12 protein-coding genes are annotated in these 11633 nt (G+C 71.8%); 4 read left to right on the top strand and 8 right to left on the bottom strand.

The annotated features are described in order from the left end of the window. The first annotated feature begins 15 nt into the window (after positions 1–15). Positions 16–588 carry an arginine repressor gene (locus tag AB0J02_RS19380; RefSeq protein ID WP_363194921.1) on the top strand — a complete coding sequence of 191 codons (573 nt, stop codon included), beginning with the start codon at positions 16–18 and terminating at the stop codon, positions 586–588. Between the two features lie 90 nt (positions 589–678). Here the strand turns inward: AB0J02_RS19380 and AB0J02_RS19375 are convergent, their stop codons facing one another. The 7 genes from AB0J02_RS19375 to AB0J02_RS19345 all read right to left on the bottom strand — a co-directional run bounded on the left by AB0J02_RS19375 (position 679) and on the right by AB0J02_RS19345 (position 7463). Continuing rightward, positions 679–1656 (bottom strand): PfkB family carbohydrate kinase, encoded by a 978-nt coding sequence (locus AB0J02_RS19375; protein ID WP_363194920.1) that lies wholly within the window; start codon positions 1654–1656, stop codon positions 679–681. After that, positions 1653–3128: a cytosine permease gene (locus AB0J02_RS19370; RefSeq protein ID WP_363194919.1), complete on the bottom strand. Its 1476-nt coding sequence runs from the start codon at positions 3126–3128 to the stop codon at positions 1653–1655. The genes AB0J02_RS19375 and AB0J02_RS19370 overlap by 4 nt, the downstream gene beginning before the upstream one ends. A gap of 89 nt (positions 3129–3217) precedes the next feature. Next, on the bottom strand, positions 3218–4252 hold the full coding sequence (locus tag AB0J02_RS19365) for an ADP-ribosylglycohydrolase family protein (protein WP_363194918.1): 1035 nt from the start codon (positions 4250–4252) through the stop codon (positions 3218–3220). Continuing rightward, positions 4249–4968, bottom strand: coding sequence for a GntR family transcriptional regulator (locus AB0J02_RS19360; RefSeq protein ID WP_363194917.1), 720 nt, complete (start codon positions 4966–4968; stop codon positions 4249–4251). The genes AB0J02_RS19365 and AB0J02_RS19360 overlap by 4 nt, the downstream gene beginning before the upstream one ends. Before the next feature lie 84 nt (positions 4969–5052). Beyond that, positions 5053–6063: a bile acid:sodium symporter family protein gene (locus AB0J02_RS19355; protein WP_363194916.1), complete on the bottom strand. Its 1011-nt coding sequence runs from the start codon at positions 6061–6063 to the stop codon at positions 5053–5055. A gap of 92 nt (positions 6064–6155) precedes the next feature. Further along, a complete protein-coding gene (locus AB0J02_RS19350; protein ID WP_363194915.1) occupies positions 6156–6872 on the bottom strand; it encodes a L,D-transpeptidase family protein in 717 nt (238 codons plus the stop codon). Positions 6873–6875: 3 nt separating this feature from the next. Then, positions 6876–7463 carry a pyridoxamine 5'-phosphate oxidase family protein gene (locus tag AB0J02_RS19345; RefSeq protein ID WP_363194914.1) on the bottom strand — a complete coding sequence of 196 codons (588 nt, stop codon included), beginning with the start codon at positions 7461–7463 and terminating at the stop codon, positions 6876–6878. A gap of 151 nt (positions 7464–7614) precedes the next feature. On the opposite strand from AB0J02_RS19345, the gene argH reads away from it, so the two are divergent. Next, positions 7615–9042: an argininosuccinate lyase gene (gene argH, locus AB0J02_RS19340; RefSeq protein ID WP_363194913.1), complete on the top strand. Its 1428-nt coding sequence runs from the start codon at positions 7615–7617 to the stop codon at positions 9040–9042. Between the two features lie 91 nt (positions 9043–9133). Here the strand turns inward: argH and AB0J02_RS19335 are convergent, their stop codons facing one another. Continuing rightward, positions 9134–9403: a hypothetical protein gene (locus AB0J02_RS19335; RefSeq protein ID WP_363194912.1), complete on the bottom strand. Its 270-nt coding sequence runs from the start codon at positions 9401–9403 to the stop codon at positions 9134–9136. A 124-nt stretch (positions 9404–9527) separates the two neighbouring features. On the opposite strand from AB0J02_RS19335, the gene AB0J02_RS19330 reads away from it, so the two are divergent. Then, positions 9528–10079, top strand: coding sequence for a helix-turn-helix domain-containing protein (locus AB0J02_RS19330; protein ID WP_363194911.1), 552 nt, complete (start codon positions 9528–9530; stop codon positions 10077–10079). After that, positions 10076–11605 (top strand): MFS transporter, encoded by a 1530-nt coding sequence (locus AB0J02_RS19325; RefSeq protein WP_363194910.1) that lies wholly within the window; start codon positions 10076–10078, stop codon positions 11603–11605. Before AB0J02_RS19330 ends, AB0J02_RS19325 begins: the two co-directional genes overlap by 4 nt. The last annotated feature ends 28 nt before the right edge of the window (positions 11606–11633 follow it).

The following is an 11633-nucleotide window of genomic DNA, read 5'->3' as shown; positions in this document are numbered from 1 at the left end:
AATGGGACGACGACGATGAGCAGCAAAGCGGAGCACGCAGAGAACCTTGAGCGGACCGCCACGAACGCCGCGCTCGCCCACGGCCCTGCCGTGCCGCAGACGCGCACCGCGCGCCACCGCCGGATCGTGGATATCCTCAACCGGCAACCGGTGCGCTCACAGAGCCAGTTGGCGAAGCTGCTCGCCGACGACGGACTCAACGTCACCCAGGCCACGCTCTCCCGGGACCTGGACGAGCTGGGCGCGGTCAAGATCCGCAACACCGGTGGCGAGCTGATCTACGCCGTGCCCAGCGAGGGCGGCTTCCGCACCCCGCACGCCCCGCTCGGCGAATCGGCCAAGGAGGAGCGCATGCGCCGCCTCGCCGGCGAGCTGCTCATCTCCGCGGAGGCCTCGGCGAACCTGGTGGTGCTCCGCACACCGCCGGGCGCGGCCCAGTTCCTGGCCTCGGCCATCGACCAGGCCGAACTGCACGTCATCCTCGGCACGATCGCGGGCGACGACACGCTGATGCTGATCAGCCGGGACCCGGCAGGAGGCCAGGCCCTGGCGGAGCACCTGCTACGCCTGGCGCAGAACGACCACTGACCGCCCCCGCAACAAGCAAGCCCCTCCGGCGCTTGAGGAGCGGGGTCCGGGGCGGAGCCCCGTGACCTCGACTTCAACGCCGGGGGAGCGTCAGACCAGCCCGAGCACCTCAGCCAGCGCGGGCCCCACGAACGAGGCAAGCTCACCCCGGGTGGGCCCGGTCGCAGGCCCCCTACGGGTAACGGCAAGCGCCGCCGCCGCATTGGCACCCCGAGCCGCATCAACCGCCGCAACCCCCCGCCCCAACAGCGCCAAGAACGCCCCGACATGCGCATCCCCGGCCCCGTTGCTGTCCACGGCCTCCACGGGGAACCCAGGCACATGCACCACATCCCCGGAGCCGGGCGGAGCCAAGAAGCACCCGTCCGCGTCGGCCCGCACCAGCACCCCGGCCCCGTCCCGCAGCCGCCCGCGCAGCGCGAGCGCAGCCTCCCGCGGTTCGGCCACACCGGACATCAGACGGGCCTCCCGCGCGTTGCAGGACAGCCAGTCCGTGCGGGCCAGCACCGGATCAAGCACCTCGGCCGGAATGTCCGCCACCAGAGGCGCCGGGTCGAAGCAGACCCGTACCTCGTCGGGAAGGCCTGCCACCAGCGCGGACAGCAGCGGTCCGTTGACCTCCATCACCAGGCCGTATCCGGAGACCTGCACGAGGTCGCCGGCGCGCACGGCAGCGGCGATGCCCGCCGCCTCGTCCCGCGTCATGCGCGCGTCGACCCCGAAGCTCGTCACGAACGTCCGCTCGCCGCCCCCGTCGACCAGCGCCACACAGAACCCCGTGTCGCCGTCGGTACGTACCGGAAGCAGCGCCTCGACACCCTCCGCCGCGAGCGAGGCCCGCACCAGCTCGCCGTAGGGGCCGGTGCCGTGCAGCCCCGCGTACACGGCCCGGGCACCGAGCCGCCGTGCCGCCGTCAGGGTGTTGAAGCCGCCGCCCGCGTACAGCGCGGTACGGGTACCGATCACGTCGCCGCCGCGCTCCGGCAGCGTAGGAACGTCGATGACCAGGTCGGCGATGACGTTCCCGGCGAGCACGACACGGGAGTCGGCGGTGGTCGGGCCGGTCATCGGGTGGCCTCCTCAAGGGCGAAGGAGTCGGAGTCGGGGGAGTCGAGGGTCACCGGCGTGCGGCGCCCGAGCAGCGCGTACACCGCACCGCCCACGACGATCGCGACGAGCCAGCCGAGCCCGTTCTCGCCGAACCACGAGCCGGCCAGCGGCCCCTCGAACCACACGTCGTCGGCGCTTGTCGAGGCCGTCGTGAACAGCAGGCCGGCCACGATCGCCGCCACCCACGCGAGAACGGCGGGCAGATGGAAACCGCCGCGGTACCAGTACCGGCTGCCTCGCCCGGTGTCCATCACCGCCGACGGGTCGTACGCGCGGCCGCGCAGCATGTCGACGGCGATCACCCCGATCCACGCCGAGATCGGCACGGCGAGCAGCGTGAGGAACGTGCTGAACGGGCCGTAGAAGTCGTCCGCGATCAGCATGAAGTAGACGCCGCCGAGGAACATCAGGACGACGTCCACACAGACGGCCCAGGCCCGCGGAACGCGCAGGCCGAGCGTGATCATCGTCAGGCCGGCCGAGTACGTGGACAGGTGGTTGGACATCAGCAGTCCGCCGAACGCCGCGATCAGGTACGGCACCGCCATCCACGACGGCAGCATCGCGTTGATCGCCGCGACCGGGTCGGCCGACGTGGCGAGCGACGGGTCACCCGCCGTGAGCAGCGAGCCGAGCGAGATCAGCAGCACCAGCGGGATGCCCGCGCCGAACGCGGAGGCCCGCACGAGCCGCCCGCCGGGGATCGAGCGCGGCAGGTAACGGGCATAGTCCGCACCGGCGTTGGCCCATCCGATGCCGGTGCCCGCGGCGATGAAACCGATCCCCGCGACGACACCGCTGACCGGTCCCGCCGGGGTGTCCAGGACCTTCGACCAGTCCACGGTCGCGACGAGGAAGCCCATCACGATCAGGTTCAGGACGCCGAAGACGACCGTCGCCCACTTGTTGATCCACATGATGGTGGCGTGCCCGAGCCCGCTGATCAGCAGCGTGCAGACGATGAAGACCAGCAGACAGACCAGCGTGAGCACGGTGCCCTTGCCGACACCGAAGAGCGTGTTGAGCAGGGCGAGCAGCGCGTACGCCGCCGTGGTCGTGGTGATCGTCTCCCAGCCGACCCGGCTGAGCCATGACACCAGCGTCGGCCCGTGGTTGCCGCGCTGTCCGAACACCGCGCGGGACAGGGTGAGTGCGGGCGCGCCGCCCTTCTTGCCCGCCAGACTGAGCGCGCCGACCAGCGCGAACGAGCCGACCGCGCCGACGACCGCGACGAGCACGGCCTGCCAGATGTTCAGGCCGCGGAAGGCGACCAGCGTCGCACCGAGCGGCAGCCCGAGAATCGAGATGTTGGCGGCGAACCACGTCCAGAACATCTGGCCCGCGTGGCCGTGCCGCTCGCTGTCGGGGACCGGTTCGATCCCTCGGGTCTCCACGGTGCCGACGCGGTCGTTCTTCGTTGAAGCGGCCATCGCGGAACCTCCTTGCTCAAGTTCGGTACAGACGGGGGTGAGGACGGGGACAGGGGTGAGGACGGGGGCGGGGGTGAGGCCGGTGGCTCTCAGGGGGCGGTGCGGAAAGTGAGCAACTGCCTTGTCAGCGGCTCCAGTTCGAGCCCGTTGACCTCGCGCAGGGTGCGTACGGCGTCGGCGGGCAGGGCGCCCAGACCGCGGACGGAACCGGCGATCGCCCCCGCGATGGCGCCGATCGTGTCGCTGTCGCCGCCGAGGTTCGCCGCGAGGAGCGCCGACCGCCACGGGTCGCCGCCGGTCAGCGCGAGCACCGCGAAGGCCGCGGGGACGGACTCCTGGCTGGCCACGCTGGTGCCGATGAGCGTGTCGATCCGGTCGAGCGCCGCGGCCTCGTCGAGGCCCACGACCAGCTCGCGCGCCCAGCCGATGCGTGCCGGGATGCTCGCGCCCGCGATCCAGTGGCCGCGCCGCGCCCCGGCCGCCGACGCGGCGATCGCCGCGTCGAAGACGTCGTCGAGCGAGCCGCCCCCGACGCCGGTGGAGACGGCCGCGGCGACGGCCGCCGCGCCCGCGATGCCGATGTTCGTGTCGTGCGTGACCTGGCAGGACTCGACGACCCGGTCAAGGAAGGACTCGGTGTCGGCCGGGGACGAGGTGGGGGTGCGGGAGAAGGCGATGCCGACCGGGGTGACCCGCATCGCGGAGCCGTTCGTGGTGCCGTACTTGCCGGCCTCCTTCGGGTCGGTGCCACGGGCCACCGCGTCGAGCGCCGCCTTCGTCGAGGGGCCGAGCAGGTCGAAGGAGCCCTTGGCCTTCATCTCCCGTTCCCAGGACAGGAGTTCCTCGGCGAACCGCAGCGGGTCGACGTGCCCGCCGCCCTCCACGATCAGCCGCGCCACGATGACCGCCTGGTCGGTGTCGTCCGTGACGGACCCGGCGGGCATCCCGGCGCTGACCGGGTTGTCGGGCCGCGCGGGCTCGAAGCCGCTCAGGGTGCCGTAGGCGCGGACGACCTCCTCGCGCGACATGACCTGCGTCGGCATGCCCAGGGCGTCGCCGAGCGCGAGCCCGTAGAACGCCCCTGCGGCGCGGTCGAAAAGGACGGGGTCGGGGGTGTCGCTCACAGGTGGCCTCCTCGGCCGGTACGTACGTGCAATTGGAAACGGGACGGGTCCAGCAGGCTCGTCACCTGCTCGACCACGCCCCCGTCCGCGTCGCGGAACACCTGGGCGACGCGGAGGAAGGACTCGCCGGGGGAGCGCCGCAGGGCCGCGGCATGGGGCGCGTCGAGTCCGGCGACGGCGATGTGCGCCTCGCCGGACTCGGGGACCCGGCCGGCCGCGGCGAGCGACCGGCTCAGGGAGCCGCCGTCGAGGCCGCGCTCGACCAGATCGGCCAGCGGCCCGACCGCGGGCACCCGGCTGAACTCCAGCGACACACCGTGTTCGTCGGGCAGTCGCCGGACGCGGTCGAGCGCGATGAACTCGGAGCTCTCCAGGCCGAGTTCGGCGGCGAGAGCCGTGTCCTGTATCCGCTCGAACCGCAGCGTCCGCGTGGTGAGTTCCGTGCCCTGCTCGGCGAGCGCGCGGGTCCAGCCCAGGCGCTGGTCGAGCGGGGTGCCGTCGAAGGTGACGATCGAGCCGATCCCCGCGTGCGTCTCGATGAGTCCCTGCTCGCCGAGGACGCCGAGGGCCTGCCGTACGGTCGTCCGGCTGACCCCGAACCGCTCGCGCAGCGCGTGCTCGCCGGGCAGCCTGCTGCCGTCGGCGTGCACGCCCGTGCGGATCTCTTCGGCCAGTACGTGGGCGACTCGGTGATGCTTGTGAACCTGTCCAGGCATGTCTAGACCGTAGACACGAAGAAGCCGACCTGTCTACACCTGTCCAGTGTCGACTTGGTCGGCTTCTGTCGCCCGGCTGAGAACTCAGGCCTCGCTGACGGCCTTCTCGGCCGCCCGGGCCCGGTACGACATCCAGGCCGCGACCAGCGCGCCCGACACGTTGTGCCACACCGAGAACACGGCGGCGGGCAGCGCGGCCAGCGGGCTGAAGTGGGCCGTGGCCAGGGACGCGGCGAGGCCGGAGTTCTGCATGCCGACCTCGAACGCCATCGCCCGCGACGCCGGCGGCCCGAGCCGCGCGACCTTTCCGGCGCCGTAGCCGAGGGCGAGCCCGAGCCCGTTGTGCAGGACGACGGCCAGCAGCACCAGGGCGGCCGCCGACTTGATGGCCTCGGCGCTGCCCGCCACCACCACCGCGACGATCACGGCGATGGTCAGCGCGGAGAGCCAGGGCAGCACGCCGAGCACCCGGTCCACGTAGCGGCCGAGCACCAGCCGTACGACCAGGCCCGCCAGGACCGGCAGCAGCACGGTCTTGAGGATGTCCGTCATCATCGACCCCGCGTCCACCGGCAGGTACGCGCCCGCGAGCAGCAGCGTCAGCGGCGGGGTGATCAGAGGCGCGAGCACGGTGGAGACCGTGGCGACGGAGACGGACAGAGCGACGTCGCCGCGCGCCAGGAAGGTCACGACATTGGACGCGGTGCCGCTCGGCGCGCAGCCGACGAGGATCACGCCGGCCGCCAGCTGCGGGGACAGGCCGAGCGCGTGCGCGATGAGCCAGCCGAGCCCCGGCATGATCACGTAGTGCGCGACGAGCCCGAGCCCGACGGCCCACGGACGCTGTGCGACGCCCTTGAAGTCGCCGAGGGTCATGGTCAGGCCCATGCAGAACATCACGACGCCGAGCAGGTAGGGCACGTTCGTGCCCCACCCGGCGAAGGTGCCGGGCGTGGCGAGTCCCAGCGCGCCCGCGACGAGCACGAGTACGGGGAACACGGTGACCGCGAGCCGGGCCGCCCGGTCGGCGGACCCGCCCGCCCCGGGCGGCGTCTCGGGGGAACTGGGGATCGTCTGTTCGGTTTCGCTGTGCACCGGGCGATGCAACGCCGTCGTCGTACGCGGATGCAAGCGCGTCTCGATATGTGGTCGCTACATGCGTATGGGTGCCGGGTGGGGTGCCGGGTTCAGTACCGGGTGAGGGCCGTCGCCCCGCCCGACGTTCCGATGGCCATGTGAGGGGACCGCCCCGGCCGCACCCAGGTGAGGATCCGCCGCATGTCCGCCTTCGGCACGGACACGCAACCGGCCGTCGCCGCGCGCCCGTTCACATGGAGGAAGATCCCGGCGCCCCGGCCGCGCACCGGCCGCCGGTAGTTGAAGCCGATGACCAGGGCGTGCGCGTACTGCGTCCCGTAGTCGGCGAGGCGCTCGGACTCGGCGGCGCGGCAGTCGCGCGGGCGCGGCTCGGTCCAGCGGTTGTAGGAGCGCGAGGCGTTGTCCTGGCACCACCAGGAGGTGCCGCGCACCCGGCGGTACGGCACGGAGGTGCCGCCGGGCGCCGCCGCGTTGCCGAACGCGAACGGCAGGTCGTAGAGACCGGTGGGCGTCGTGTTCGTGCCCTGCTTGCGCCGGACCCCCTCGACGAGGCCCTTCGCGCCGAACCGCGCGGGCGCCGAACCGGCCTTCGCCCACCGGCCGTCCGCCCGCCGGTCCCACCAGGTGACGGTGCCGCTCGTCGAGGACGCGCGAGGCGCCTCGGCCGTGATCAGCTGGCTGCCGCCGCCCGTGTCCGCCATGCGGGCGGGCAGCGGGGCGGCGGCCGAGGCGGCGGGTGCGGGCGCGGCGCCGAGTACGGCACAGACCACGACAGCGCTGGCGATACCTGCTCGTAAGGGACGCATGGGTCAGAACGTAGCGGGCGGCAGCGGCAAGGGCAGCCCCGGTAGCCCGTCCAGGCTGAACTCGACGTGTTCCTTCTTGTGGAAGTAGGCGTCGAGCGAGGCGTCGTCCTCGCGCGCGAACCGCTTGCTGTGCAGATCGCGGTCCTCGTCGTACGTCATGAACGGCACCGCGTACCCACAGGTGTCGCGGATCAGGTCGGCCCGTACGACGATGACGGCGCGCAGGCCGTGCCGGGTCGGGTCGATGGTGGGGAAGTGGCCGAGCAGTTCGGTGAAGCGCGGGTCGTCGCGGAAGACGGGCTCGCCGCGGCCGTGCACCCGGACGATGTTGGGCGGCCCTTCGAAGGCGCACCACATGAGCGTGATCCGGCCGTTCTCGCGGAGGTGGGCGATGGTCTCGGCGTTCGAGCCCGCGAAGTCCAGGTAGGCGACGGTCAGTTCGTCGACGACGGCGAAGGAGCCCTTGAGGCCCTTGGGGGAGAGGTTCACCGTGCCGTCGCCGTCGAGCGGCGCGGTGGCGGTGAAGAAGACCGGCTGTGACTCGATGAAGGTGCGCAGACGACCGTCGATGCGCTCGTAGCTTTTACCCATGCCGGGATTATGACCCCGACGGGTGACCGGATTGACGATTCATGCGGAACTCTGCATAATCATGCAGAGCGATACTGTGGTCCGTGAATGTGATCCGTGCAAGCGGTCGGTGCACGTGGTCGCACATCATCCGGCTTGAGGAGCAGAGCACGTGAGCAGCAACACCGGCGATGTCCGCCTCTGGGGCGGCCGGTTCGCCGACGGCCCCGCCGAGGCCCTGGCGAAACTCTCCGCCTCCGTCCACTTCGACTGGCGCCTCGCCCCGTACGACATCGCGGGCTCCCGTGCCCACGCGCGCGTGCTCCACAAGGCCGGCCTGCTCACCCAGGACGAGCTCACCCGCATGATCGACGGCCTGGACCGGCTCGAGGCCGACGTCGCGGACGGCTCGTTCGTCGGCACCATCGCCGACGAGGACGTGCACACCGCCCTGGAGCGCGGCCTCCTGGAGCGCCTCGGCCCGGACCTCGGAGGCAAGCTGCGCGCGGGCCGCTCGCGCAACGACCAGGTGGCGACGCTCTTCCGGATGTACCTGCGCGACCACGCCCGCGTCATCGGCGGCCTGATCGCGGACCTCCAGGAGGCCCTCGTCGGCCTCGCCGAGGCGCACCCGGACGTCGCGATGCCGGGCCGCACACACCTCCAGCACGCCCAGCCCGTGCTCTTCGCGCACCACGTCCTGGCCCACGTCCAGCCCCTGTCCCGGGATGCCGAGCGGCTGCGGCAGTGGGACGAGCGGACGGCGGTCTCCCCGTACGGCTCGGGCGCGCTCGCGGGCTCCTCGCTCGGTCTCGACCCCGAGGCGGTCGCGGCGGATCTCGGCTTCGAGCACGGCTCCGTCGGCAACTCCATCGACGGCACGGCCTCCCGTGACTTCGTCGCCGAGTTCGCCTTCATCACGGCGATGATCGGCGTCAACCTCTCGCGGATCGCGGAGGAGATCATCATCTGGAACACGAAGGAGTTCTCCTTCGTCACCCTCCACGACGCCTTCTCCACCGGCTCGTCGATCATGCCGCAGAAGAAGAACCCGGACATCGCCGAGCTGGCGCGCGGCAAGTCGGGCCGCCTCGTCGGGAACCTCACCGGGCTGATGGCGACCCTCAAGGCCCTGCCGCTCGCGTACAACCGCGACCTCCAGGAGGACAAGGAGCCGGTCTTCGACTCCTGCGACCAGCTCGAAGTACTGCTCCCGGCGTTCACCGGCATGATGGCCACGCTCACGGTCAACCGGGAGCGCATGGAGGAGCTGGCCCCGGCCGGCTTCTCGCTCGCCACGGACATCGCCGAATGGCTGGTGAAGCAGGGCGTGCCGTTCCGCGTCGCGCACGAGGTCGCGGGCGAGTGCGTCAAGGAGTGCGAGCAGCAGGGCATCGAGCTCGACGAACTCACCGACGAGCAGTTCGCGAAGATCTCCGAGCACCTCACGCCCGAGGTCCGCACGGTGCTGAACGTGCCGGGGGCCCTGGCCTCCCGCTCCGGCCGCGGCGGCACGGCGCCGAGCGCGGTCGCCGTCCAGCTCGCCGAGGTCAAGCGGGACCTGACGGTGCAGCGGGAGTGGGCCGACGCGAAGAAGTAGCGGCCGTATCCCTGCTGAAGGGCCCGGTTCGTCCGTGCGTGGACGGGCCGGGCCCTTCGGCATGCATCAAGCGGGGAAGGGGCGCAGGGGTTCAGCGCCGGGACCGCGCCCCGCCCCCGTAGCTGGACAGGTCGAGCAGCAGCCCGCACAGCACCACGATCCAGCCGATGCCCTGCACACCGGCGACGGGGGCGTACGCGAGGACGAACCCCAGGGTCGTCCACGGCAGCAGGATCAGTCCGAGCAGCGGCAGCAGAACGCCGTTGAAGGCGCGGTCCACGAGGTTCGTGAACAGCCAGGTGAGGACGAGCGCGACCCGCGGCCCGATCGCCGCCATCGCCGCGAAGATGCAGCACCCCATGCCCGTACCTCCCGGAGACGTGAACGTACCGACAGTCGTAGCACTCGGTGAGCGGCCGGGCCACCGGAGTGATGAGCCTTATATCGATGAGACATTGATGTCTCATATGGGTTAACGTCGTCTCATGACGGTTGATCGCGAACAGGTGCTGCGCAGCGCCGCCGCCCTGCTCACCCGCAAGTCCACGGCCACGATGGACGAGGTCGCGCGGGCCGCGGGCATCAGCCGCGCCACCCTGCACCGGCAGTTCGCGGGCCGGGACGCCCTCGTCCGCGCCCTGGAGGACCTCGGCATCCGCGAGTGCGAGGCGGCTCTCGACCGGGCCCGCCTCGACGAGGACCGGGCCGAGGACGCGCTGCGCCGGCTCATCGGCGAGATAGAGCACGCGGCCCCGCTGCTCGCCCTCCTCGTCACCGAGAACCAGCTCTTCGAGGGCGACGGGCAGAACGTCGGCTGGGCCCGCCTGGACGCCCGGATCGCGGCGCTGTTCCGGCGCGGCCAGGAATCCGGCGAGTTCCGGATCGATCTGACCCCCGCGTGGCTGACCGAGGCGCTCTACGGCCTCATCGGCAGCGGCGCCTGGGCCGTGCAGGACGGCCGCGTGGCCGCCAAGGACTTCTCATTCATGATCGCCGAGTTGCTGCTCGGCGGCGCACGACGGAGCGTGGAACCATGATCAGCACGAAGCAGCACACCTCCGCGGCGGAGGTGGTGTCGCGCCCCGGACGGTGGCTCGCCCTCTGCGTCCTCGTGCTCGCGGTGCTGCTCGTCGCCGTGGACGCGACGGTCCTCGGCCTCGCGACGCCGTACATCAGCGAGGACCTGAAGCCCTCCGGCACCCAGCTCCTGTGGATCGGCGACGTCTACTCCTTCGTCATCGCCGGACTCCTCGTCTCGATGGGCAGCCTCGGCGACCGCATCGGCCGCAAGAAGCTGCTGCTGGTCGGCGCCGTCGCGTTCGGCGCGGTCTCGGTCCTCAACGCGTACGCCACGACACCGGAGTTGATGATCCTGGCGCGCGCCCTGCTGGGCGTGGCGGGCGCGACGCTCATGCCGTCGACCCTGGCCCTGATCCGCAACATCTTCCACGATCCGCGCGAGCGCTCCCTGGCCGTCGGCATCTGGGGCGCCATGGCGTCGGCGGGCGCGGCGGTCGGACCGGTGGTCGGCGGCTTCCTGCTCGAACACTTCTGGTGGGGCTCCGTGTTCCTCATCAACCTGCCCGTGATGGCGGTCCTCGTCGTGGTCGGCGTGAAGCTCATCCCCGAGTCGAAGAACCCGGTCCCCGGCCCCTGGGACCTGATCAGCGTCGGGCTCTCCCTGATCGGCATGATCGGCGTCGTCTACGCCGTGAAGGAAGCGGCGGCGCACGGCTTTCACTGGCAAGTGGCCGCCACCGCGGTCATCGGCGTCGCGGCGCTCATCTGGTTCGTCCGCCGCCAACTCACCCTCGACTCACCCCTGCTGGACATGCGCCTGTTCCGCAACCGCGGCTTCTCGGGGGCGGTCCTGGCCGACCTCCTGACCATCCTCGGTCTGTCCGGACTCGTCTTCTTTCTGTCCCAGTACCTCCAACTGGTGCAGGGACGGCGGCCGTTCGAGGCAGGTCTGGCCGAACTGCCCGCCGCCGTGGGCGCGGTGGTGGCCGGCCTCGTCGCGGGTGTGGTGGCGCGCCGCTTCTCGGTCCGTGCCGTCGTCGCGGGCGGCCTCGCGGCCGTCGGCATCGCCCTGGCCGCGCTCACCACGCTGAGCCAGAGCACGGGCTACCCGCTGCTCGGCGCGGTGCTCCTGGTCGTCGGTGTCGGGGCGGGTTTCGCGTTCACGGTCACCGCCGACGTGATCCTCTCCAGCGTGCCCAAGGAGCAGGCGGGCGCGGCGTCGGCGGTCTCCGAGACGGCGTACGAACTCGGCGCGGCCCTCGGCATCGCCCTGCTCGGCTCGATCGTCACGGGCGTCTACGCGGGCTTCACCGCGCCGCCCGGCACCGCCGCGGACGTGGCGTCGGCGGCCCACGAGTCACTGGGCGGCGCCGTCGAATCGGCCTCGTCCCTCCCGGCCCAGCAGGCCGACGCGCTGCTGACGGCCGCCCGGACGGCCTTCGTCGACGGCCTTCAGGTGGCGGCGGGCATCGGCGCGGCGGTCCTGCTGGCGACGGCGGTCGCGGCGTGGTTCCTGCTCAGGGGCCAGCACCTGGAGAAGTAGTTCAGGGCGAGAGCCCGGACGGCCGCGG

The organism is Streptomyces sp. NPDC050264 (assembly GCF_040655895.1).
Lineage (GTDB): Bacteria > Actinomycetota > Actinomycetes > Streptomycetales > Streptomycetaceae > Streptomyces.
Note: the sequence above shows the minus strand (reverse complement) of the source record. Positions and strands in the feature narration are given on the sequence as shown.